Source organism: Viridibacillus arvi, from assembly GCF_001274945.1.
In the GTDB taxonomy this organism is placed as follows: Bacteria; Bacillota; Bacilli; order Bacillales_A; family Planococcaceae; genus Viridibacillus; species Viridibacillus arvi.
This window is the reverse complement of the sequence record NZ_LILB01000005.1, coordinates 495,405-517,708: the sequence shown is the minus strand read 5'-3', so window position 1 is coordinate 517,708 and position 22,304 is coordinate 495,405. Positions and strand designations below refer to the sequence as shown.

Below are 22,304 nucleotides of genomic sequence, written 5' to 3'. Positions count from 1 at the left end.
CGTTTTACAGGGATTATATTTGCTTAAACTAGGTAAAAGGAGTATAAATATTGTTGCATAGGGTTTTCGGTTGTGATAATCTTTTTACATGATTGAGTCAATGCCCCTTGAGAGGAGGTGGATGGTGTGAATAAAACAGAATTAGTTAACTCTGTTGCTGAAGCTGCAGGTCTTTCTAAAAAAGACGCTTCTAAAGCAGTTGAAGCAGTATTTGATACAATTCAAGAAGCTCTTACAACGGGTGATAAAGTACAATTAATCGGTTTTGGTAACTTTGAAGTACGTGAACGTGCGGCTCGTAAAGGTCGTAACCCACAATCAGGTGAAGAAATCGAAATCGCTGCTAGCAAAGTGCCTGCTTTCAAACCAGGTAAAGCGCTTAAAGATGCTGTCAAATAATAGTATCTAGGGTACATAGAACAGCTTTCTTCGGAAGGCTGTTCTTTTTGTTTGCTCTTATCTAGCTTGTTTTTTAGATGAATTAGCACACTAGAAATGAACAAGAAATTTGTAATTCTTGTTCATTTCTAGTGTGAGGATCAGGGGAATGTAATAATTCATGTTGTTATTTAGCAGTTAAGATACTATTTGTTTTAGAATTATTCACTTTTTTAGTTTCGTATGTTATATAGTTATATAGCTTTTAATTGTGAAATGGTAATTAATAAGTTCTTGAATTTAGTAGGTACTTAAAAGTACAGAGATATTTTCTACAAAACCTGCCATATAGAATGGATGGGTTAGGGGTTATAGCACAAAGTGAATACATATGAAATGGTCTATTGAGTTGAGTAAATCCAAAAATATAAAACCAATTTAGTTTTGAGAAAAAGACAATGGATAAATCACCAAAAATACCCGCTCTAATATCAGGCAAGGCATTTTGCATTTTGCTTTGATTGTGCTAACATCACAAGGTAACTAGTAATGTAGATATAATGGGGGATTAATGTTGACTACTACGGATTTAAATAAAATAGAACAAGCGATTAAAATGATTCTTGAAGCAGTTGGAGAAGATCCGAATCGTGAAGGACTTTTAGATACACCAAAGCGTGTTGCGAAAATGTATCAAGAAATGTTCTCAGGATTGCATGAAGATCCAAAAAAATATTTTGAAACAGTTTTCCATGAAGGTCATGATGAGGTTGTCCTTGTGAAGGATATCCCATTCTTCTCAATGTGTGAACATCATTTAGTACCGTTTTATGGTAAAGCGCATATAGCATACATACCAAAAGATGGCGTTGTAGCAGGTTTAAGTAAATTAGCAAGAACTGTCGAAACAGTATCACATCGTCCGCAGTTACAAGAACGAATCACTGCAACAATTGCTGATACGTTGATGGAAATGCTTAATCCACAAGGTGTTTATGTAGTTGTTGAAGCGGAGCATATGTGCATGACAATGCGAGGAATTAAAAAGCCTGGAGCAAAGACTATCACATCTGTAGCAAAGGGAATCTTTGAAGAAGACGACGTAAAACGATCAGAAATACTATCATTCATTCAAATGTCTTAAAATAGCCCTTTATTTGTGATATGATGAACAAAGGAAATAATATAGCAAGGGGAATGTTGATATGTCTCAGAGTGACTATATAGTAATCCGTGCAGAAGAAGATGGCGTTCACGTGATCGGTTTAACTCGCGGTACAGATACAAAGTTTCATCACTCCGAAAAATTAGATAGCGGAGAAATTATGATTGCACAATTTACAGAGCATACATCAGCTATGAAAATTCGCGGTAAAGCAGAAATTCATACAGCTTATGGCGTTGTAAATAGTGAAGCAAAAAAATAATCATAAACTTAAATTTTTAAAAACTAATATGGCACGAAAATTATATAAATGTTCGTAAAAAGTATATGACAACAGGAAATGAACTGAAATGGAGAAAAGTTTATGAATGCAACTATCATTGATAACAAAATACAAGAATTACAAAACAATATTTTAATGCAATTGCATCATAGAACGCTCCTCAAATATACAGGTCAGCCTATCGTTGAAAATGAGACATTGTTTTATCTATTGTTGCCATTCCTGAATGGTGAAATATGGACAAGTGAGCAAGATGAAGTATCTACAACAATTGGTATTATTTACACTGCACTTCATGCTCATGACCAAATCGATGAAGTAGACGCTACTTCTAAAAACCAACAATTAACAGTTTTAGCAGGGGACTTTTATAGTGGTATGTATTATCAACTATTGTCTAAGATACCTAATATCGCTTTAATTCGCTCCTTATCGGATGGGATCATTGATATTAGTGAACAGAAAACGGCTATCTATGAACCAACTAGTCGACCTATAACTGATTGGTTGCATGCATTAACTGTCATTGAATCAAAGTCTATTGAACAATTTATGAAACATTATCATTTAGACCAATATATACCACTGGTGCAGCAAGGCTTATTATTAAATAGACTGGCTTATGAATTGCGAATCTTACAAGAAACACATATGAAGACTCGCATAGTGGCAGCCATTGAGAAAAGTGAGCAATTTACTTCTACGAAGAGATCAGCAGAGAGAATTTTAGAAGAATTAGTATCAGAGCTTTCATCTACATTTACTCGAAGTATTTCAACTTCTCCATTTCTTCAAGATGAAGTGAAAACGCTCATTGTAAATCGCATGCCACGAATTGCATGTGAACATCAAACGACGAGAGAAGGTTGAAAACAGTGTCGCAATCTAAAGAAGAACGCGTACATGAAGTGTTTGAGAATATCTCTGATAGCTACGACAAAATGAACTCTGTCATTAGCTTTCAATTACACAAAAAATGGCGCAAAGATACGATGAATCGTATGCAAGTTAAGCCAGGCTCTAAAGCTTTAGACGTTTGCTGTGGTACGGCAGACTGGACTATTAATATGGCAGAAGCCGTTGGTGAGACTGGACAAGTAACTGGTCTTGATTTTAGTCAAAACATGCTAAATGTGGGTATTGAGAAAACAAAATCTTACCCTCAAATAAATCTTATACAAGGGAATGCCATGGAACTACCTTTCCCAGATAATTCATTTGATTATGTAACAATTGGTTTTGGTCTTCGCAATGTACCAGATTATATGCAAGTGTTGAGTGAGATAAACCGTGTATTAAAACCAGGTGGCATGGCAGTTTGTTTAGAAACATCACAATCAGAAATTCCTGGATATCGTCAATTATTTAGATTATATTTTAAATATATTATGCCGATTTTTGGTAAGCTATTTGCTAAAAGTTATAAAGAGTATTCATGGCTACAAGAATCTGCAGATGAATTCCCAGGTATGAAGCAATTGAAAAAGATGTTCGAGCAAGTAGGCTTCAAAAATGTGAATTATAAAGCATATAACGGTGGAGCAACCGCTATGCATATGGGCTTTAAAAAAGAAAACTAGGTGGGAGAAGGTTTATTCACGTGGAAAAGATGAAGTTAAAACTACTCTATTCTGATTTGAAATCAGATATAGAAATCATCGAAAAAGAATTAGAAACAGCGTTGAATTCGTCTTCTCACTTCTTGAATGATGCTTCTCTTCACTTGTTAAAAGCTGGAGGGAAAAGAATTCGCCCCGTTTTCGTTTTACTTGCGGCTAAATTTGGTCAGTATGATATTGAACTGATAAAAAAAGTAGCAGTATCATTGGAATTGATTCATATGGCTTCACTCGTTCATGATGATGTTATTGATGATTCGGAAATGAGAAGAGGAAGACCTACAGTTAAATCTCAATGGAATAACAGAGTGGCAATGTACACTGGCGACTTTATTTTTGCACGAGCATTGCAGTATATTACTGATATTGATAATCCGAAAGCACATCAAATTTTATCAGAAACAATGGTAGAGATTTGTATTGGAGAGGTTATCCAAATCGAGGATAAAATGCAACTCGATCAAAATATGCGAGACTATTTTAGAAGGATTAAACGCAAAACCGCATTACTAATAGCTTCTAGTTGTCATCTAGGTGCAGTTGTTGCGGGTGCAGACGAACGTGTTGCAATCCAATTAAAGAGATTCGGTTATTTTGTCGGGATGTCTTTCCAAATAATCGACGATATTCTTGATTTGACATCAACTGACAAACAACTTGGTAAGCCAGCAGGAAGTGATTTGCTACAAGGTAATATTACTTTGCCCGTTTTGTTGGTGAAAGATGATCCTGCAATTCGTCCTCTCATTGAAAAAGCGTTAGCTGGAACAATGACCGAAGATGAAAGACAAGAGTTTCTTGGGAAGATTCGTACATCAGAAGCAATTAAGAAGGCGAAGAAGATAAGCGACACATATTTGCAAAAAGCATTACGTGAAGTTGAAGCTCTTCCGCAAAATTCAATCAAAAAATCTTTGCGTGATATCGCTTTATATATGGGTAAACGCAAATTTTAATACTATATGTTGAACTATCTGTCGTACAATGATAATATTTTACGGTGGGTATAAAACCTGTAAACATTTCTTAAGGAGTTGTAATTTAACAATGGCTATTCAAACAACATTTCTAATGGTTAAACCTGATGGCGTTAAACGTCAATTAGTAGGTGATATCGTAGATCGTTTCGAACGTAAAGGTTTCGAACTTAAAGGCGCTAAATTAATGCAAGTTACTGAAGAGCTTGCAAAAAAACACTACGCAGAACATGCTGAACGTCCATTCTTCGGTGAATTAGTAGAATTCATCACTTCTGGTCCTGTATTCGCAATGGTATGGGAAGGCGAAAACGTAATCTCTGTAGCACGCTTAATGATGGGCGCTACAAACCCTGCTGAATCAGCACCAGGAACAATCCGTGGGGATTACTCTACAACTCTTTCTCACAACGTTATTCACGGTTCAGATTCTTTAGCTGCAGCAGAACGTGAAATCGGTTTATTCTTCAACGAAAACGAATTAGTATAATTCATATTTTCAAAGCTGTTCGCAATTTTGCGTGCAGCTTTTTTTATTTTCTTTATCATTTTATTAATATAAATATTTAAATAGATTTATTTAAATTGTCAAACAAGTCTGCATATCTACTATTTAAGAAATGTCTTATATCCGATATAATAGAATTAGGTTGAAAGAGAGGGAAGATACGCTTATGACGGATTACGAACAATTTGTAGAAAAAATCAAAAGAAAAACAAGTATTGACCTAGCTTTATACAAAGAGGCTCAAATGAAACGACGTTTAACGTCTTTGTATGAAAAAAAAGGCTATAAAAGCTTCATCGATTTTTTTAATGCATTAGACAAAGATCGTGCACTGCTAGATGAATTTTTGGATCGAATGACAATTAATGTTTCCGAATTTTATCGTAACGGTAAAAGATGGGAAGTTCTTCAAAACAAAATATTCCCTCGTCTATTACAGCAAAATAAGAAATTGAAAATTTGGAGTGCCGCTTGTTCTACAGGTGAAGAACCATATTCTTTAGCGATGACGTTATCAAATCATGTGCCATTATCCCAAATCTCTATTACAGCAACAGATTTAGACGAAAATGCCATTGCAAAAGCAAAAGCGGGTGTTTATCCTGAGCGCTCTTTAGCAGAAGTACCAAAAGATATAAAAGAGCGATATTTTGAAAATGAAGGTTCTTTTTATAAGGTGAAAAACGAAATAAAAAAGACAGTCACATTTAAAAAACATAACCTATTAAAGGATACATATGATCAAAACTATGATTTAATCGTTTGCCGTAATGTAATGATATATTTCACAGAAGAAGCAAAGGATCAAATTTACGATAACTTTAGTAAGTCACTTCGTTCGGGTGGCGTATTATTCGTAGGTTCAACAGAACAAATTTTTAATCCTTCTAGATATCAATTAGATATTGAGGATACGTTCTTTTATCAAAAGCTGTAATTGTTTTTATATATAGGTAAATGATAGAACGCTTTTCGCAATGTACGCGAAAGGCGATTTTTTCTAAAATAAATAGAAAAACTAAAATAATAGGAGTTTGCAAAAGTTCAGTTTATTCACTGTTTTTTTGATTAAAATATGTTATAGTGAAAAACATATACTTTAGCGAGTTGAAGGGAGAAAGTGTTATGCGATATTTAACAGCAGGAGAGTCACACGGACCGCAATTAACAACAATCATTGAAGGGTTACCATCTCAATTGCCAATTACGGCAGAGTTAATAAATAAAGAATTAAAAAGACGTCAAGGTGGGCACGGTAGAGGTCGCCGTATGCAAATTGAAACGGATACAGTTGAAATCTTATCAGGCGTTCGTCATGGTACTACTTTAGGCGCTCCAGTAGCATTGGTTGTTACAAATGATGACTGGAAACACTGGACGAAAATCATGGGTGCAGAGCCATTAGCAGAGGATGTTAATCCTGAAGAAATTAAACGTCAAATTTCTCGCCCTCGCCCTGGACATGCTGATTTAGTAGGCGGTATGAAATATGGCCATCGTGATTTACGAAATGTATTAGAGCGTTCTTCAGCTCGTGAAACAACTGTTCGAGTAGCGGTTGGTGCTGTAGCAAAAGCCCTTTTAGCAGAGTTAGGAATTTCAATTGTTTCGCATGTTACTGAAATTGGTGGAGTTATTGCAAATCCTGAATCTACTGCCGGCAAATCAGTCGCTGAAATACGCGCAATAATCGAAGAAGACGCATGCTATTGTGCAGATGCAGAAGCATCTCTAAAAATGGTTGAAGCAATTGATGAGGCTAAAAAAGCGGGTGATTCAATTGGTGGAGTTGTAGAAGTAATCGTAGAAGGTTTGCCAGCTGGAATCGGATCATACGTACATTATGATCGTAAGTTAGATGCAAAACTAGCAGCTGCTATGTTAAGTATCAATGCATTTAAAGGGGTAGAGTTCGGTCTAGGCTTTGAAATGGCTCATCGCAAAGGTAGCGAAGTGCATGATGAAATTATTTGGTCTGAGGAAGACGGTTATACTAGAAGTTCAAATCGTCTAGGTGGATTAGAGGGTGGTATGACAACAGGTATGCCAATTGTTGTACGTGGAGTTATGAAGCCAATCCCTACTTTATATAAACCGTTACAAAGTGTTGACATTGAAACGAAAGAACCATTTAAAGCAAGTGTTGAGCGCTCTGATAGTTGTGCAGTCCCTGCTGCTTCTGTAGTAGCAGAACATGTTATTGCCTGGGAAATAGCAAATGCAGTAATGGAGCATTTCCATAGTGATCAATTACCACAGCTAAAGGAACAGCTTGCAGCGCATAAACAATATACGAAGGAGTTTTAACAATGAATATTCCAGTTAAAGCGAAATCCCATGCGTATGAAGTACAAATAAGTGCAAATAGATTAACTGAAGCAGTTAAATCATTCGATCAACAACTCTCTAAGGCAGATAAAATTATCGTCTTTACTGATGAAAATGTATGGCGATTGCATAGCGAACGTTTTACAGCGGAATTTCCATACCCATTTAAAGTGAATATTTTAGAAGCAGGAGAAGATTGTAAAACATTTGAAAGCTTCTTTGCAGCACAATCATTTTTATTGGAACAAAAATGCACCCGAAAAACATTTGTTTTCGCATTTGGTGGGGGAGCAGTCGGTGACTTAACGGGTTTTGTTGCCTCCACATTTATGCGTGGTATTCCATTTATTCAAATTCCTACGACGATATTAGCGCATGATAGTGCAGTTGGTGGGAAAACAGCCATTAATCATCCGCTAGGGAAGAATATGATTGGGGCATTTTATCAGCCACAAGGAGTGTTATATGATATTTCATATTTAACAACCTTACCAGAAAAAGAAGTACGTTCTGGGATGGCAGAAGTGATTAAGCATGCACTTATTTCAGATGAAAAGTGGTTAGCAGAATTAATGGCTACTAACTCTATTTTGGATTTCAGTCAAGCTGATCTTGCCAAGCACCTTGAGCAAGGTATTCGCGTTAAAGCTAGTATTGTTGCAGAAGATGAGGAAGAACATTCTGTTCGAAAGTTTTTAAACTTTGGACATACATATGGTCATGCTATTGAGGCTGCCTCAGGTTTTGGTAAATTAGCACATGGTGAAGCAGTTATGATTGGGATGGTATATGCACTTATTTTGAGTGAGCGATACGGTACAATACCTGCAACGGTTACTCGCTCCTTCATCGAATTTGCAGTACGTAACGGCTACTCTTTTGATGCAGTTAAGCAGTTTACATTTGAACAATTACTAGACTATTTAATGAAAGATAAAAAAGCAGAATACGGCATCTTACAATTTGTTTTATTAAAGAAAATTGGTGAGCCGTTTGTTCAACAAATATCTATAGAAGAATGTCAAGAAATTGATGGACTACTTCGTGTGTTAATAAAGGAGGTGCTCGCGTGATTCGTGGAGTACGTGGGGCCATAACTGTGCAGTCTGATCAGGCGGCAATCGTTTTAGCAGAGACAGAGAAATTAATAGAAGAAATCGTAAAAGCAAATAATATTGTTGCAGAGGATGTTGCATCTGTTGTCATTTCAACTACACCTGATATTGTTTCAGCTTTCCCAGCGAAAGCAGTGCGTACTATGGAAGGCTGGAGTTATGTTCCGGTAATGTGTATGCATGAGATGAATGTTCCTGATGCGTTACCCTTATGTATTCGAGTCCTAATGCACGTGAATACGGAAATAAGTCAACAAGCGATTCGTCATATTTATTTAAATGACGCTGTGAAATTAAGACCCGATTTAGCAAAGTAATCAACTACTGAGGAAGAGGCGAACGTTCGATGAAATGGAAAGAACAAATTACAGGTATGAAAGCATATCAACCTGGAAAATCAATTGATGCAGTGAAAAAAGAATTTGACTTAGATGAAATTGTTAAATTAGCGTCAAATGAAAATCCATTTGGTAGCTCACCAAAAGTACATGAATTTTTAGCAAATGAATCATTTAACTTCGCGTTGTATCCTGATGGTTATGCAACGAACTTACGTGCAGCAGTGGCTACTAAACTAGGCGTAGAAGAAAATGAATTAATTTTTGGTAATGGTTCTGACGAATTAATCAGTATTATTACACGTGCATTATTATATCCAGGTGTTAATACTGTCATGGCAAAACCAACATTTTCACAATACAGCCATAACGCAAAAATCGAAGGTGCTGAAATTCGTGAAGTACCTTTAGTAGATGGTAATCATGATTTAGATGCAATGTTTGATGCAATTGATGATAATACAGCTGTTGTGTGGGTTTGCAGCCCTAATAATCCAACAGGTGTAGTGATAGAAGATGCGCCATTACAAGCATTCCTGAAAAAAGTTCCGTCTGATGTCTTGGTTGTGTTAGATGAAGCGTATTTTGAGTATGTTTCAAACGATAGACATAAAGATACAATCCCGTATATTCAAGACAATCCAAATATCATCATTTTAAGAACGTTCTCTAAAGCATATGGTCTTGCTGCTTTCCGTGTGGGATATGGTATTGCTAATAAAGAGCTAATAGCAAAATTGGATCCAGTTCGTGGACCTTTTAATAATACAGTTTTAAGCCAAGCAATCGCACAAGTTGCATTAGAAGATGATGCTTATATCGAAAAATGTCGCGAGGAGAACAATAAAGGTAAAAAACAATTCGAAGAATTTTGTGGAAAAAATAATCTACACTACTTTACAACTGATACAAATTTCATATTAATGGAAGTGAAAGTTGATAGCGATGTTGTTTTCCAAGAATTAATGAAACGTGGTTTTATTATACGTAGTGGTAATGCACTAGGTACACCTGGCTATATTCGTGTGACAATCGGTACACAAGCTCAAAATGAGGCATTCTTAACACAATTAGAAGCAGTATTACAGGAGCAAGGAGTTTTTTCATGAAACAAACTGTTCTTGTTGTAGGGCTAGGCCTAATCGGCGGATCGATTGCATTAGCTCTACAAAAGTCACCGAATGTTCGAGTGGTTGGCTTTGATGCCAATTCCGACACGTTACAAAGTGCAAAAGTACTTGGCGTCGTCCAAGATGTAACGAAAAATCCTGAGGAAACAGCAAAAAAAGTAGATGTTATTATTTTTGCAACACCTGTAAATGCAACGTTAGAATGGATGGAGTCTCTTAAATCTTGGGAACTTCCAACTGCTACAATTGTGACAGATACAGGTAGCACAAAGTCTTTGATTATGGAAAAAGCATATGATCTTCGCGAAAATGGCATTACTTTTATCGGAGGCCATCCTATGGCAGGTTCCCATAAAAGTGGTGTATTAGCGGCCAAGCCCTATCTTTTTGAAAATGCGTACTATATGCTCACACCATTAGAAGGTGAGGACGAAGAAAAGATTAATATACTGCAGAATTTACTGGAGTATACTAGTGCTAAATTAATGCGTGTTTCAGCTTCTGAACATGATCATATGACATCCGTAGTAAGTCATTTTCCACACATCGTGGCAGCCTCTTTAGTGCATCAATTACATGCTGAGGGAGCTGATAACCCTATAACAAAAATGTTAGCAGCAGGGGGCTTTCGAGATTTGACACGAATTGCGTCTTCTAATCCTATACTATGGCGCGATATAACGATGCAAAATCGCGAGCAAATTGCAGGACAATTGGCTGATTGGCAAGCTGAAATGAAACGTGTAGAGGACCTTCTGATTACAGGAGAAGCAACTCAGATTGAGGATTATTTTGCAAAAGCTAAATCGGTGCGTGATGAGTTACCGATCAGTTCACAAGGTGCAATGTACATGACATATGATTTATATGTAGATGTACCTGATTATCCAGGTAGTATTGCTGAAATTACAGCTTATCTAGCTGAAGAACAAATAAGTATTACGAATATTCGTATCGTGGAAACGCGAGAAGATGTCTTCGGTATTTTAGTTGTTAGTTTCCAAAATGCAGATGATCGTGAACGTGCTGCTGCTTGTATACAAAAGCGCAGTCCATACGAAATTTATATTTCATAAAGGGTAGGTGAATAGAATGGTGAAGAGTAAATCTTTAGATTACAATAAGCCAACATTACGTGGGAAAATAACGGTTCCAGGTGATAAGTCAGTATCTCATCGTTCTATTATGTTCGGCGGAATTGCAAAAGGACGCACGACAGTAAGTGGTTTTTTACTTGGTGATGATTGTTTAAATACAATTGCTTGTTTCCGCAAATTAGGTGTACAGATTGAACTGGATGGTACAAATGTCGTTATAGAGAGTAATGGCATGGCAACTTGGCTGGAACCAACTGATGTTTTATATACCGGTAATTCTGGTACAACAACACGCTTAATGCTTGGTTTGCTAGCGGGTTCTAATATCCATATAGTTTTAAACGGCGATGAGTCCATTGCTAAGCGTCCTATGAAACGCGTTATAAACCCATTACGAGAAATGGGAGCTAAAATAACAGGGCGAATGGATGGGCAATTTACCCCTCTTGCCATTCAAGGTACGAAACTAAAGGCTATTGACTATAAAATGCCAGTTGCAAGTGCACAAGTGAAGTCGGCAATTTTATTAGCAGGTATTAATGCAGAAGGAACGACTATTATACGCGAGAAGGAAGTTTCACGTGACCATACAGAACGGATGCTTCGTCAATTTGGGGCAGAAATTACTACTGAAGATGGCATTGTATCACTACAAGGTGGTCAACAACTGACAGCTACTCATGTAGCGGTACCTGGAGATATTTCTTCTGCAGCTTTTTTCCTTGTTGCGGGTGCGGTTGCTAAAAATAGTGAAATAATGTTGGAAAATGTTGGTTTGAATCCTACACGAACAGGTATTATTGATGTCTTGCAGGAAATGAATGCGAAAATGTCGATTGAAATTGATGATGAAACAGCTGCTGAGCCAACTGGAACAATTACTGTTTCGACATCAGAATTACAAGGAACGACAATTGGTGGCGACGTTATTCCTCGACTTATCGACGAAATCCCAATTCTTGCATTATTAGCAACACAGGCAAATGGACAAACCGTTATTAAAGATGCGGAAGAGCTGAAGGTAAAAGAAACAGACCGTATTACAGCCGTTGTGGATGAATTGAAAAAGCTTGGCGCAGATATAGTAGCGACAGATGATGGCATGATTATTAATGGACCAACGCCATTAACTGGTAGTACTATTCGAACATATGGAGATCACCGTATTGGCATGATGGGAGCAGTTGCTGCACTTATTACTGAAGGTGCAATCGAGCTAGATGATGCAAATTGTATTGCAGTCTCTTACCCAACATTCTTTGAAGATGTACAAGCTGTAAGTAATTGAATTGATTAAAGGTAAAAACTCTCCGCAAAATAGGAGGGTTTTTCCTTGTACATAAAGAATTTGTCATGTAGCATAATGATTGAAATTAATGAGAATAGGTGAAGCATTTGGATATTCAAAACAAAATGATAGAAGTAATTGAGCAAGGAAATTTAGAAGGTATACAAGATTTAATGGAACAGCTTAAAATACAGGCTGATCCAAATGTACAGTATGAAATTGCAGAGCTGTTAGTGAATTACGGCTTTTTAGCGGAAGCAGATCAATTATTTGAACATTTGCAATTTTTGTTCCCTGAAGAAACACAATTAAAAATTGACCGAGCAGTATTGCTAATGGATATTGGAAATGAGGATGAGGCATTAGAAATGTTCATGTCTGTGCGTCCTGACGAACCAGAATATCCTCAAGTTTTATTAGCGTTGGCGGATTATTATCAAATGCAAGGACTATATGAGGTCGCTGAGCAACGTATTAACGAGGCACTAGAATTATTGCCTACTGAACCTTTATTGCGTTTTGCGAAGGCAGAGCTCCTTTTAGAGCTAGGTCGTTTAGCGGAAGCTGCACGTCTTTATGGTGAGCTATACGAGGAACAAGAGGAGATTGCAGGTATCCGATTAGTCGAACGTCTTGCAGAAGTACATCGCACGGGTGCGGCGTTTGAAGAAGCGTTAACATATTATTTAAAAGCCCTCGATTATCATGTTGCACCTGATCTTCTATTTGGAGCAGCATATTCAGCATTCCAAACACAAATGTATGAAACTGCAATAAAACATTTAGAAGAGTTAAAAGAAGTAGATCCGGATTATTTTGCAGCTTATTTATTATTAGCAGAAAGTTATGCGATGCAAGAAGAAAATAAAAAAGCATTGGAAATAATTCAAGAAGGCATTAAACGTGATGAATATGACAAAGAATTATATTTATTTGCTGGAAAGATGGCTTTGAAAAATAATCTACCAAAAGAGGCTGAACAATATTTACGAGAAGCAGTTGCTCTTGATGGAGAATACATGGAAGCTATTTTAACGCTCGTTTCACTGTTAGCGCAAGATGAACGTGATGAAGAAGTTGTTGAATTAATCGAAATATTACGTAATGATGACTTTGATTGGTCTACATTATCTGCTTTTGCGGCACAATCTTATGACCGCCTAGAAGATTATAATCGTGCATACGAATTTTATACTTTGGCATATAATGACCATAAGGAAGATCCAGCATTTTTAGAAAAGTACGCGTATTTCTTAATCGAAGATGGCAAACGTGGGGAAGCACACGAAGTCGTAAAACGATTAGTAGCACTACAGCCTGATGAGCCGACTTGGTTGGATCTCTTACAAACTTTCGAGTGAGAGGGGGAATCGGTATGACCGCTTCCGTTTCTGTGATGGATAAAAAGGTTTTCGTTCATTGGTTTTTAAAGCGTTATCAGTTAAAGCGACGTGAATGTGTCTGGATTTTAAATTATTTACTTGGACACGATGAATTACTAGAGCATGTACATTTTGTTGAGGAAGCACATTATTGTCCGCGAGCGATGGTCATGTCAACGACTGAATCATCGGGTATTCCATTTCGATTTTATAAAGGTAATATAATGACAGCAGACGCTGAGAAATCATTCCACGATTTGAGGATGCACCCAGAAGAAGAAATGTATATTCAACTTAATTTCCCTAAACTTCCACCAAGTGGCGAATATTTAGCGGTTCTTGAAGAGAACCCTCATATGCCTAAGTATTTACACATTAGTGAAAAGGACCGCATGTTAGCGGAGGAAATATTGAACGATAGTATGAAGTCTTTTAGAGAAGAAACGATTTTAAAGCAAATCGATGAAGCCTTAGATAATAATGATAAAGAGAAATTTTATGAGTTATCGGCATTACTTAATGTCCTGAAAAATGTTAATGAATAGAAAAAACTTCATCCTTTAGATGAAGTTTTTTCTCGGGGGGAAATAAAAATGTTTTGGATTGGCAAAGATGTAGAAGTATTCTCAGCACAAAAGGAATTTATAGACACAGCAATCGTGCCATTAACAGTTATTGATGGTTCTCCGATTGGTATGAAACAGAGTGCTTCAGCAGCAGAATTTTTAATGTCGTTAACAGCTTTTGTTGAACAGCAGTTTAAAGGACGAGTTATGATAATGCCACCATTCAGTTATACAAATAGCATGGTGAAAAAGGACTATATTCAGGCAATAGACGAAGAATTAAAGTTGGCTGGTTTTAAATATATCTTTTATATGACATCAGATCATAGTTGGACAAGCGCTGCGCCTGAGCTATCTGTTTTATGGCTACCATCTATACCACTTGGTGATATGGATCAATCAGTAAAACAGTCAGTATTAAGTGATCAAATTCGACAAGTAGTACCAATGCTTTCATCTAAATGGTCAGAGTTGTAAGTTTCTTTCATGAAATGTTCACAAATCATGACAAAAGTGTCGAATGCGTTATTGACCTTCCATTTTGATTGATATATCATAGATATGTCCTAGTATTACTATTTTGTATAAGTTTGTCCGTTGGACTTACCTTTAAAGTTAGAGGGGGGAAAAGTATGAGTAACAATCGTGTAACAAGACGTCAATTTCTAAACTACACACTAACAGGTGTTGGTGGTTTCATGGCTGCTGGTATGTTAATGCCAATGGTTCGCTTTGCGGTTGACCCGGTATTACAGAAAAAAGAAGGCGGAGATTTCGTATTAACTAAACAAAAAGTCTCTGAATTAACAAAAACTCCTGTTAAAGTTGACTTTACTTTTGAACAAGTTGACGCTTGGTACAAATCTGATGTTACAAGTACAGCGTGGGTTTACAAAGAAGGCGACAAAGTTATCGCTCTTTCACCTGTATGTAAGCATTTAGGATGTACTGTAAACTGGGAAGGTGACCCAGCACACAAAAACCAATTCTTCTGTCCATGTCACGGTGGCCGATACGAGAAAAATGGTGAGAACATCAAAGGTACTCCACCACTTGGGCCGTTAGATGAGTTCGAAGTAAAAGAAAAAGACGGTCTATTAATGATCGGGAAAACAAGACCAAATACTTTAGTTTAAATGTAAGGGGGTACGACATCAGTGCTAAATAAAATCTATGATTGGGTCGATGAACGCTTAGATATCACACCAATTTGGCGCGATATAGCTGACCACGAAGTGCCAGAGCACGTTAACCCTGCACATCATTTTTCTGCATTCGTATATTGTTTTGGGGGCTTAACGTTCTTCGTTACAGTTATTCAAATCCTTTCAGGTATGTTTTTAACAATGTACTATGTTCCGGATATTGAAAATGCATGGAAATCTGTTTACTACCTTCAAAATGAAGTAGCATTCGGTGAGATTGTGCGTGGTATGCATCACTGGGGAGCTTCACTCGTAATTGTCATGATGTTCTTACATACATTACGTGTATTCTTCACAGGTTCTTACAAAAAACCTCGTGAACTTAACTGGATTGTTGGGGTTCTAATTTTCGCAGTAATGTTAGGTCTTGGCTTTACAGGTTACTTACTTCCTTGGGATATGAAAGCGTTATTTGCAACTAAAGTAGGGATTGAAATTGCTGCATCTGTACCATTTATTGGTGAAGCAATCAAAGTTTTACTTGCCGGTGATGCAACTATTCTGGGAGCACAAACATTAACAAGATTCTTTGCGATTCATGTATTCTTCTTACCAGCTGCTTTGCTTGGGTTGCTTGCAGCACACTTTGTAATGATTCGCAGACAAGGTATTTCAGGTCCATTATAGTATTTTAATGAACTTGAAGAATTACTAAAGGAGGGGACACAATGCATCGCGGAAAAGGAATGAAATTCGTAGGGGATTCTCGTGTGCCTTATAAGGCAAACAGAACTAAAACTCCACCAGACTATTCCGAATATCCGGGAAAAACAGAACCATTCTGGCCAGACTTTTTACTAAAAGAATGGATGGTTGGTGCTGTATTCCTAATTGGTTATTTAATCTTAACTGTTGCTCACCCGTCTCCACTTGAGGCACAGGCTGATCCAACAAACACAGGTTATATACCTTTACCGGACTGGTATTTCTTATTCTTATACCAACTACTTAAATATGAATACGCTTCAGGTCCATATAACATTATCGGAGCTATGGTAATACCAGGTATCGCTTTCGGAGCCCTGTTATTAGCACCATTCTTGGATAGAGGACCAGAACGTCGCCCAATGAAACGCCCACTTCCAGTAGCGTTCATGTTATTAGCAATTGCTTCTATGGTTTTCTTAACTTGGGAATCTGTAGTTAACCATGACTGGAAAGCAGCTGCAAAACAAGGTGCGATTGTTGAAACAGTCGAATTCGATAAAGAGTCTGATGGCTATAAAGTTTATGCTGGACAATCTTGTATTAACTGTCATGGTGAAAACCTTGAGGGTGGTGCAGGTCCATCATTAATGAACACAGGATTAACTGCTGATGAAGTAGCTAAAATTGCCCATGAGGGTATCGGTGGCATGCCTCCAGATCAATATAAGGGTTCAGATGAAGATCTTCAAAAGCTTGCTGAGTTTATTGAAAGCTTAAAAGCTGAATAATACTTAATCAATTAAAGAGTCAGGTAACTGGCTCTTTTTTTAGTTTCAGTTGTATTGTCATAAAGTATATTTAAAATGATACCCATATGCATAACTGCAAATATCACTTATACTATTTATATACAAGTGAATGATTCGAATTTACTTGTAAATACTAAATAATACATATTTCATATTGAAAAGGGAGTAATAATATGCCTTCTATTGTTTCGAAATGTTGGGTCATACTAACACATCGTTCGTTTTTATGGCTTTTATTAATTATCAATGTGGTCGGCACAATTTGGGGCTATGATTGGTATGGTTGGCAATTAGAAATGACTAAACCAATATTTCTTATTTTTGTGCCAGATAGCCCTACTGCAAGCCTCTTTTTTAGTATAGCAATTGTCGGATGGTTGCTTGGACGACATTGGAAATTAATTGAGGCACTCGCTTTAATAACGCTTGTTAAGTATGGTCTGTGGGCTGTTGTGATGAACATTTGGGCACTAATTGAAGACGGTTCAATTGGCTGGATGGGATGGATGTTAATCTTTTCTCATTTCATGATGGCAGTTCAAGGGGTTTTGTATTTACCAGCTTACCGCTTCTCATTTATCCATGTATGGATTGCAGCTATTTGGACATTGCATAATGATGTCATTGATTATGTTTTTGGTCAAATGCCAATTTATCATATGTTGTCGGATTATGTGCAAACTATTGGTTACTTCACATTTTGGTTGTCTATTTGTTGTATATCACTCGCATTTTGGACAGCTAGAAAAAGCTTTTCATTTGCTCAAAGGTCATCGACACTTTAAAATAATAGTAAGCTAGTATTAGGAGGATGGTTAGTTTGTCAACTGCGATGTACATCGTATATTTTATCGTATTATTACTGTTGCCGATTTACGCTCAGATGAAAGTAAAAAGAACGTATAAACGGTACTCACAAGTTCGTTCAACTTCTGGTATGACTGGTGCTGAAGTTGCAAGATTAATCTTAGATCAAAATGGGTTAAGTAATGTCCGCGTTGTAGAACAACAAGGTTTTTTATCTGACCACTATAATCCAGAAACAAAAACGGTTGCTCTATCTACTCACAACTATCATGAAGCTTCTGTAGCAGGAACTGCTGTAGCAGCCCATGAATGCGGACACGCAATACAACATAAAGAAGCATATTCTTTTTTAACATTGCGTTCTCGATTAGTTCCTGTAGCAAATATTTCTTCAAATGCATCATGGATTTTCATTATGATTGGTTTAATTGCAACTATTCAACCATTGTTACTAGTAGGTATCGTCTTACTTGCAGCAGGTGTTGTATTCCAATTAGTTACATTACCAGTTGAATTTGATGCTTCAAAACGTGCGATGAATCAAATTGTTGCACATGGTATTATCCGTAACGAAGAAGAGCCATATGCAAGAAAAGTTTTAAGTGCAGCAGCATTAACTTATGTTGCAGCGGCTGCGACTGCTGTCATGGAATTACTTCGTTTAGTGTTAATTTACACGGGTATGAATAACGATGACTAAAAAATAACTGTACTACTACAAAATGGAAGACCTTTGAACTGAGAAATCAGTCAAAGGTCTTTTTTGATATAAAAATGGTAAAATATGTGGTTAGAAATAGAAAAAATCAAAATAATGTTATAAAACTCTGTTTCTTTGTAGTCAAACTGTAATATATCTGTAATTGAAATAGCGTTGTTTATTACAAAGAATTTCTGTAAAGTTAGTCTTGTAGAAAAAAACAGTTACTAAATTACAAAAATAAATCAACTTATAATAGTTTGAATATATATTGGAGAGTTTAAATCGATGAAAAAGAAAAATCTATTTACAGCAATTACAGCAGGTACATTAGCTTTAACGATTTCATTTACAGGATTAACAAATGGTCAACAAAATACAGCTTCTGCAGAATCACAAACAACTTCGAATAATGAAGTACATAAATCAACTGCAATCACAATGGTTGCTAGTTCAAAAGCTACTAAAATTAGCGGGAAATACAAAACAACAGCAGCATTAAATATGCGTACTAGTGCTAAAACAACTTCAAAAGTACTATTAACTGCTAAAAAGGGTGCTGTAGTTAAAGCATCTTATAAGAAAAAAGTAAATGGTACAACTTGGTATAAAGTTTCTTATAACGGTAAAACAGGTTGGATGTCTTCAGCATACTTAAAAAAATATAAAAAAGTAAGCAAAGTTTCAAATAGTGCAACTGGTTCAGATATTATTAATGCTGGTAGAAAATACTTAGGCGTACCTTATGTATGGGGAGGTACTTCACCTTCTGGATTCGATTGCAGTGGTTTCACACAATACGCGTACAAACAAGCTGGACAAGGTTCAATTCCTCGCAACAGTCGTGCGCAACGTGCAGCAGCAGCCTATACAAGTAACCCACAAGTTGGAGATTTAATCTTCTTCTCTGCAAATCCAGGTGGAGATTATATTACACACGTAGGATTATATGCGGGTAATGGTCAAGTTTTACATGCCGCTGGTAACAAAGTTCAATATCAAAGTATTGCAAACGGCAGTTACTGGGGTCCACGTATCATAAGTTATGGTACTTTCCGTTAATAAAAAGTTAAAGCCCGCAACAGTGGAGAAATTCCAGTGTTGCGGGCTTTTTTATCTTATGATCTGATTAATAATTTTTTTAAAAATTACATTTTTATGATTTTAATTTGCGCATATGCGATATGTATTAATTTTTCTAACAACAATAAAAGCAGATAGTGTTGTTCTATCTGCCTTAGAAAAAAATAATCAATCGATTGGTTGCTTCTTATCGTCTAATGTAAAACCTTCTCCAATAACATCATGTACTTCTGAAACAGAAACAAATGCATGAGGGTCAACGGATTGTACAATACTTTTTAGCTTAAATAATTCGTTTTTTGCAACGACGCAATAGATAACTTCACGATCTTCTTTAGTATAATGACCATAACCTTTTAAAATTGTGACGCCTCGTTCCATTTGTTTAGTTATACGGTCTGCAATTTCATCTTGCCTACCGGAAATAATAATTGCTCCTCTTGCAGCATATGCACCATCTTGTACGAAATCAATTACTCGAGCACTAACGAAGACAGCGACAAGTGTATACATCATTGAGCGTGAATTAAGAAAAGTAGTCCATGACAGTACAATTACGATAGCGTCAAACATGAACATTGTTTTTCCCATCGGCCATCCGATATATTTGTTAACAAGACGTGCAATAATATCAACGCCTCCAGTAGTGCCGCCATATCGGAAAATAATACCGAGTCCAGCACCTAGGAAAACACCTGCGAATAATGCAACTAAGAACATATCGTCCTTCAAACCAATATCAACCTGATAAATTTGGAAGATTTTCATGAAAACAGAGACAGAAACTGTTCCAATCAATGTATAAACAAACATTTTGCGACCCAATAATTTCCAACCGAGTATAAACATCGGTACATTTAGTATTAAGTTCATCAATGCTGGGTCCCATTTGAAAACGAAATACAAAATTAACGTGATCCCTGTAAAGCCGCCTTCTCCTAGCTCATTTTGAACGTTAAAATTAATAAATCCAAAACTGAAGATAGCTGCACCGAGAATAATAAACAATACATTTTTAAATTTAATATTTGGCATTAATTTTTCACCTCATTTTCGGTTAGTAGACTGTATAATAGAAAGGGTTGTAAGAAAAACTGAATAAGTAGTTAATCCATTACCTATTTGATTTACAATAGAGAGAGGTCTTTGGTATCGCTCTTGATAAACCATATGGAAGAGTTTACATATTTTCTTTTACAGAAATATATTATCATGTATTTTCGACATTTTGACAACAACAAGTATTATTGATTACGATGGATAGAGGAGAGTTGTATATATGAGCAAGGAAGTAACAATGCAACAAATGCAAAAACAAGTAGATGATTATATAGGGCAGTTTAAGGAAGGCTACTTTCCGCCATTTGAATTATTAGCACGATTGACAGAGGAACTTGGTGAATTATCAAGAGAAGTGCAAAATGTCTATGGTATGAAAAAGAAAAAGCCTACAGAAGCAGCCAAATCATTAGAAGAGGAATTTGGAGACTTTTTATTTGTTCTCATCTGTTTTGCTAATGCAGAAAATATTAATATGGCTGAAGCTTTACAAAGAGTTTTACATAAATTTGAAACTCGCGACAAAGATCGCTGGACTAGAAAGGAAGAAAATTAATGACAATTCGTGTTGCAATAGCTGGACCAAGAGGTAAAATGGGATCCGAAGCTGTACATACAGTAATGAAGAATGATCAAATGGAATTAGTAGCGGTATTGGATCATAGAGAAATCGCAAATTCACTGGAGAATTATACGGAATTCCCTAATACTTACCATGTACCTGTTTTTAGGAATTTAGAAGATTTATTTAAAACTTCTAAGCCAGATGTTTTTGTGGATCTAACCGCGCCGGAAGCTGTGTATAAGCATACGAAAGAAGCTCTGGAAAATGGTGTGCGTCCAGTTATTGGTACGACTGGTTTTACTGATGATCAATTAGATGAATTAACGGAACTATCCGCTAATTTACAACTTGGTGCCATCATTGCACCAAATTTTGCAATAGGTGCAGTTTTAATGATGAAATTTTCACAAATGGCAGCAGCTTATTTACCAGAAGTTGAAATTATAGAAATGCATCATGATAGAAAATTAGATGCTCCTTCAGGTACGGCGATTAAAACGGCCCAATTAATACAAGAAAATAGAAGAAGTCATAAACAAGGACATCCAAACGAAGAAGAAACTCTTCCAGGTGCTAGAGGTGCTGATTTTGAAGGTTTACGTATTCATAGCGTACGTCTTCCTGGACTTGTAGCTCATCAGCAAGTACTATTTGGTGGAGAAGGACAATTACTCACTCTACGCCACGATTCATTTAACCGTTCTTCATTTATGTCAGGTGTAAAGTTTTCAATTGAAAAAGTAATGCAGCTAGATGAATTAGTATACGGCTTAGAAAATATTTTATAAGAATGGAATGAGCTCTGTGAAAATAACTTTAATCGCGCATGATAAAAAAAAGGATAGTTTAATCCAATTCGTAACAGCATATCGTGATATTTTAGCCGAACATAGCTTATATGCGACAGGAACGACAGGACAACGTGTTATCGATGAAACTGGGTTACCAGTTACAAGATTCCGTTCAGGACCTCTTGGTGGAGATCAACAAATTGGTGGAATGATTGCAGACAATGACATGGATATGATTATTTTCTTCCGAGATCCATTAACAGCACAACCACATGAGCCAGATGTTTCAGCTTTAATACGCTTATGTGATGTCTATCAAATTCCTTTAGCAACAAATATGGGAACTGCAGAGGTTTTGCTTAAAGGTCTACAAGAAGGTTTTATTGATTGGCGTTTAATAGAAGAACGAAGAAATTAATGACCTTAATGAATAATTGTTAACATGAATTAATGTCCTCGAATA

Annotated in this window: 27 protein-coding genes; 26 read left to right on the top strand and 1 reads right to left on the bottom strand. The window is 36.5% G+C overall.

Annotated features, from left to right (window positions below; all coding sequences use genetic code 11):
- Nucleotides 1-126 precede the first annotated feature (126 nt).
- The 23 genes from AMD00_RS11745 to AMD00_RS11635 all read left to right on the top strand — a co-directional run bounded on the left by AMD00_RS11745 (nucleotide 127) and on the right by AMD00_RS11635 (nucleotide 19,405).
- Nucleotides 127-399: an HU family DNA-binding protein gene (locus AMD00_RS11745; protein WP_038190738.1), complete on the top strand. Its 273-nt coding sequence runs from the start codon at nucleotides 127-129 to the stop codon at nucleotides 397-399.
- Between the two features lie 550 nt (nucleotides 400-949).
- On the top strand, nucleotides 950-1,522 hold the full coding sequence (gene folE / locus AMD00_RS11740; protein WP_053417254.1) for a GTP cyclohydrolase I FolE: 573 nt from the start codon (nucleotides 950-952) through the stop codon (nucleotides 1,520-1,522).
- Between the two features lie 61 nt (nucleotides 1,523-1,583).
- On the top strand, nucleotides 1,584-1,805 hold the full coding sequence (mtrB, locus tag AMD00_RS11735) for a trp RNA-binding attenuation protein MtrB (RefSeq protein WP_053417253.1): 222 nt from the start codon (nucleotides 1,584-1,586) through the stop codon (nucleotides 1,803-1,805).
- Nucleotides 1,806-1,907: 102 nt separating this feature from the next.
- Nucleotides 1,908-2,696 carry a heptaprenyl diphosphate synthase component 1 gene (locus AMD00_RS11730; protein WP_053417252.1) on the top strand — a complete coding sequence of 263 codons (789 nt, stop codon included), beginning with the start codon at nucleotides 1,908-1,910 and terminating at the stop codon, nucleotides 2,694-2,696.
- Between the two features lie 5 nt (nucleotides 2,697-2,701).
- Entirely contained in the window at nucleotides 2,702-3,406 is a 705-nt protein-coding gene (locus AMD00_RS11725) for a demethylmenaquinone methyltransferase (RefSeq protein WP_053417251.1), read from the top strand.
- A gap of 20 nt (nucleotides 3,407-3,426) precedes the next feature.
- Entirely contained in the window at nucleotides 3,427-4,401 is a 975-nt protein-coding gene (gene hepT / locus AMD00_RS11720; RefSeq protein ID WP_211258645.1) for a heptaprenyl diphosphate synthase component II, read from the top strand.
- Between the two features lie 91 nt (nucleotides 4,402-4,492).
- Nucleotides 4,493-4,912 carry a nucleoside-diphosphate kinase gene (gene ndk, locus AMD00_RS11715; RefSeq protein WP_053417250.1) on the top strand — a complete coding sequence of 140 codons (420 nt, stop codon included), beginning with the start codon at nucleotides 4,493-4,495 and terminating at the stop codon, nucleotides 4,910-4,912.
- Nucleotides 4,913-5,096: 184 nt separating this feature from the next.
- Nucleotides 5,097-5,867 carry a CheR family methyltransferase gene (locus AMD00_RS11710; RefSeq protein ID WP_053417249.1) on the top strand — a complete coding sequence of 257 codons (771 nt, stop codon included), beginning with the start codon at nucleotides 5,097-5,099 and terminating at the stop codon, nucleotides 5,865-5,867.
- 188 nt (nucleotides 5,868-6,055) lie between these two features.
- Complete coding sequence (gene aroC / locus AMD00_RS11705) at nucleotides 6,056-7,237, top strand: chorismate synthase (RefSeq protein WP_053417248.1); 1,182 nt, start codon at nucleotides 6,056-6,058, stop codon at nucleotides 7,235-7,237.
- A gap of 2 nt (nucleotides 7,238-7,239) precedes the next feature.
- Nucleotides 7,240-8,331, top strand: a complete 1,092-nt coding sequence (aroB, locus tag AMD00_RS11700) for a 3-dehydroquinate synthase (RefSeq protein ID WP_053417247.1) — start codon at nucleotides 7,240-7,242, stop codon at nucleotides 8,329-8,331.
- Complete coding sequence (aroH, locus tag AMD00_RS11695; protein ID WP_053417246.1) at nucleotides 8,328-8,690, top strand: chorismate mutase; 363 nt, start codon at nucleotides 8,328-8,330, stop codon at nucleotides 8,688-8,690. The genes aroB and aroH overlap by 4 nt, the downstream gene beginning before the upstream one ends.
- A 29-nt stretch (nucleotides 8,691-8,719) precedes the next feature.
- The gene (gene hisC / locus AMD00_RS11690) at nucleotides 8,720-9,820 is read left to right on the top strand and encodes a histidinol-phosphate transaminase (protein WP_053417245.1); all 1,101 of its coding nucleotides are present in this window, start codon (nucleotides 8,720-8,722) and stop codon (nucleotides 9,818-9,820) included.
- Complete coding sequence (locus AMD00_RS11685) at nucleotides 9,817-10,917, top strand: prephenate dehydrogenase (RefSeq protein WP_053417244.1); 1,101 nt, start codon at nucleotides 9,817-9,819, stop codon at nucleotides 10,915-10,917. Before hisC ends, AMD00_RS11685 begins: the two co-directional genes overlap by 4 nt.
- Before the next feature lie 16 nt (nucleotides 10,918-10,933).
- The gene (aroA, locus tag AMD00_RS11680) at nucleotides 10,934-12,226 is read left to right on the top strand and encodes a 3-phosphoshikimate 1-carboxyvinyltransferase (protein ID WP_053417243.1); all 1,293 of its coding nucleotides are present in this window, start codon (nucleotides 10,934-10,936) and stop codon (nucleotides 12,224-12,226) included.
- Nucleotides 12,227-12,351: 125 nt separating this feature from the next.
- Nucleotides 12,352-13,587 (top strand): tetratricopeptide repeat protein, encoded by a 1,236-nt coding sequence (locus AMD00_RS11675; protein ID WP_053418276.1) that lies wholly within the window; start codon nucleotides 12,352-12,354, stop codon nucleotides 13,585-13,587.
- A 14-nt stretch (nucleotides 13,588-13,601) separates the two neighbouring features.
- The gene (locus AMD00_RS11670; protein WP_053417242.1) at nucleotides 13,602-14,153 is read left to right on the top strand and encodes a ReoY family proteolytic degradation factor; all 552 of its coding nucleotides are present in this window, start codon (nucleotides 13,602-13,604) and stop codon (nucleotides 14,151-14,153) included.
- Between the two features lie 48 nt (nucleotides 14,154-14,201).
- Complete coding sequence (locus AMD00_RS11665; RefSeq protein ID WP_053417241.1) at nucleotides 14,202-14,651, top strand: DUF2487 family protein; 450 nt, start codon at nucleotides 14,202-14,204, stop codon at nucleotides 14,649-14,651.
- Between the two features lie 155 nt (nucleotides 14,652-14,806).
- A complete protein-coding gene (locus AMD00_RS11660; protein WP_053417240.1) occupies nucleotides 14,807-15,310 on the top strand; it encodes a QcrA and Rieske domain-containing protein in 504 nt (167 codons plus the stop codon).
- A gap of 21 nt (nucleotides 15,311-15,331) precedes the next feature.
- Nucleotides 15,332-16,006 carry a menaquinol-cytochrome c reductase cytochrome b subunit gene (gene qcrB / locus AMD00_RS11655; protein WP_053417239.1) on the top strand — a complete coding sequence of 225 codons (675 nt, stop codon included), beginning with the start codon at nucleotides 15,332-15,334 and terminating at the stop codon, nucleotides 16,004-16,006.
- Nucleotides 16,007-16,047: 41 nt separating this feature from the next.
- Nucleotides 16,048-16,815: a menaquinol-cytochrome c reductase cytochrome b/c subunit gene (locus AMD00_RS11650; protein WP_053417238.1), complete on the top strand. Its 768-nt coding sequence runs from the start codon at nucleotides 16,048-16,050 to the stop codon at nucleotides 16,813-16,815.
- A 194-nt stretch (nucleotides 16,816-17,009) separates the two neighbouring features.
- Nucleotides 17,010-17,621 (top strand): lipoprotein heptaprenylglyceryl N-acetyltransferase LhaT, encoded by a 612-nt coding sequence (lhaT, locus tag AMD00_RS11645; protein WP_053417237.1) that lies wholly within the window; start codon nucleotides 17,010-17,012, stop codon nucleotides 17,619-17,621.
- A 47-nt stretch (nucleotides 17,622-17,668) separates the two neighbouring features.
- Complete coding sequence (locus AMD00_RS11640; protein WP_053418275.1) at nucleotides 17,669-18,343, top strand: zinc metallopeptidase; 675 nt, start codon at nucleotides 17,669-17,671, stop codon at nucleotides 18,341-18,343.
- Nucleotides 18,344-18,631: 288 nt separating this feature from the next.
- Nucleotides 18,632-19,405 carry a C40 family peptidase gene (locus AMD00_RS11635; RefSeq protein WP_053417236.1) on the top strand — a complete coding sequence of 258 codons (774 nt, stop codon included), beginning with the start codon at nucleotides 18,632-18,634 and terminating at the stop codon, nucleotides 19,403-19,405.
- 189 nt (nucleotides 19,406-19,594) lie between these two features.
- Here AMD00_RS11635 and AMD00_RS11630 read toward each other — a convergent pair whose 3' ends face one another.
- The gene (locus AMD00_RS11630) at nucleotides 19,595-20,461 is read right to left on the bottom strand and encodes a YitT family protein (RefSeq protein ID WP_053417235.1); all 867 of its coding nucleotides are present in this window, start codon (nucleotides 20,459-20,461) and stop codon (nucleotides 19,595-19,597) included.
- Nucleotides 20,462-20,705: 244 nt separating this feature from the next.
- Between AMD00_RS11630 and AMD00_RS11625 the strand changes: the two genes are divergently transcribed.
- Genes AMD00_RS11625 through mgsA form a run of 3 tightly spaced genes read left to right on the top strand, consistent with a single transcriptional unit; the run spans nucleotide 20,706 to nucleotide 22,259 of the window.
- On the top strand, nucleotides 20,706-21,041 hold the full coding sequence (locus tag AMD00_RS11625) for a nucleotide pyrophosphohydrolase (RefSeq protein ID WP_053417234.1): 336 nt from the start codon (nucleotides 20,706-20,708) through the stop codon (nucleotides 21,039-21,041).
- Entirely contained in the window at nucleotides 21,041-21,838 is a 798-nt protein-coding gene (gene dapB / locus AMD00_RS11620) for a 4-hydroxy-tetrahydrodipicolinate reductase (protein WP_053417233.1), read from the top strand. The genes AMD00_RS11625 and dapB overlap by 1 nt, the downstream gene beginning before the upstream one ends.
- 16 nt (nucleotides 21,839-21,854) lie before the next feature.
- Nucleotides 21,855-22,259 (top strand): methylglyoxal synthase, encoded by a 405-nt coding sequence (gene mgsA / locus AMD00_RS11615; protein ID WP_053417232.1) that lies wholly within the window; start codon nucleotides 21,855-21,857, stop codon nucleotides 22,257-22,259.
- Nucleotides 22,260-22,304 lie beyond the last annotated feature (45 nt).

What these genes read in the sequence shown, in the direction of transcription:
- folE (WP_053417254.1), top strand. Translation starts at nt 950, where the DNA reads ATGTTGACTACTACGGATTTAAATAAAATAGAACAAGCGATTAAAATG.
- mtrB (WP_053417253.1), top strand. Translation starts at nt 1,584, where the DNA reads ATGTCTCAGAGTGACTATATAGTAATCCGTGCAGAAGAAGATGGCGTT.
- AMD00_RS11730 (WP_053417252.1), top strand. Translation starts at nt 1,908, where the DNA reads ATGAATGCAACTATCATTGATAACAAAATACAAGAATTACAAAACAAT.
- ndk (WP_053417250.1), top strand. Translation starts at nt 4,493, where the DNA reads ATGGCTATTCAAACAACATTTCTAATGGTTAAACCTGATGGCGTTAAA.
- AMD00_RS11710 (WP_053417249.1), top strand. Translation starts at nt 5,097, where the DNA reads ATGACGGATTACGAACAATTTGTAGAAAAAATCAAAAGAAAAACAAGT.
- aroC (WP_053417248.1), top strand. Translation starts at nt 6,056, where the DNA reads ATGCGATATTTAACAGCAGGAGAGTCACACGGACCGCAATTAACAACA.
- aroB (WP_053417247.1), top strand. Translation starts at nt 7,240, where the DNA reads ATGAATATTCCAGTTAAAGCGAAATCCCATGCGTATGAAGTACAAATA.
- hisC (WP_053417245.1), top strand. Translation starts at nt 8,720, where the DNA reads ATGAAATGGAAAGAACAAATTACAGGTATGAAAGCATATCAACCTGGA.
- AMD00_RS11685 (WP_053417244.1), top strand. Translation starts at nt 9,817, where the DNA reads ATGAAACAAACTGTTCTTGTTGTAGGGCTAGGCCTAATCGGCGGATCG.
- aroA (WP_053417243.1), top strand. Translation starts at nt 10,934, where the DNA reads ATGGTGAAGAGTAAATCTTTAGATTACAATAAGCCAACATTACGTGGG.
- AMD00_RS11675 (WP_053418276.1), top strand. Translation starts at nt 12,352, where the DNA reads ATGATAGAAGTAATTGAGCAAGGAAATTTAGAAGGTATACAAGATTTA.
- AMD00_RS11670 (WP_053417242.1), top strand. Translation starts at nt 13,602, where the DNA reads ATGACCGCTTCCGTTTCTGTGATGGATAAAAAGGTTTTCGTTCATTGG.
- AMD00_RS11665 (WP_053417241.1), top strand. Translation starts at nt 14,202, where the DNA reads ATGTTTTGGATTGGCAAAGATGTAGAAGTATTCTCAGCACAAAAGGAA.
- AMD00_RS11660 (WP_053417240.1), top strand. Translation starts at nt 14,807, where the DNA reads ATGAGTAACAATCGTGTAACAAGACGTCAATTTCTAAACTACACACTA.
- AMD00_RS11650 (WP_053417238.1), top strand. Translation starts at nt 16,048, where the DNA reads ATGCATCGCGGAAAAGGAATGAAATTCGTAGGGGATTCTCGTGTGCCT.
- lhaT (WP_053417237.1), top strand. Translation starts at nt 17,010, where the DNA reads ATGCCTTCTATTGTTTCGAAATGTTGGGTCATACTAACACATCGTTCG.
- AMD00_RS11640 (WP_053418275.1), top strand. Translation starts at nt 17,669, where the DNA reads ATGTACATCGTATATTTTATCGTATTATTACTGTTGCCGATTTACGCT.
- AMD00_RS11635 (WP_053417236.1), top strand. Translation starts at nt 18,632, where the DNA reads ATGAAAAAGAAAAATCTATTTACAGCAATTACAGCAGGTACATTAGCT.
- AMD00_RS11630 (WP_053417235.1), bottom strand. Translation starts at nt 20,461, where the DNA reads ATGCCAAATATTAAATTTAAAAATGTATTGTTTATTATTCTCGGTGCA.
- AMD00_RS11625 (WP_053417234.1), top strand. Translation starts at nt 20,706, where the DNA reads ATGAGCAAGGAAGTAACAATGCAACAAATGCAAAAACAAGTAGATGAT.
- dapB (WP_053417233.1), top strand. Translation starts at nt 21,041, where the DNA reads ATGACAATTCGTGTTGCAATAGCTGGACCAAGAGGTAAAATGGGATCC.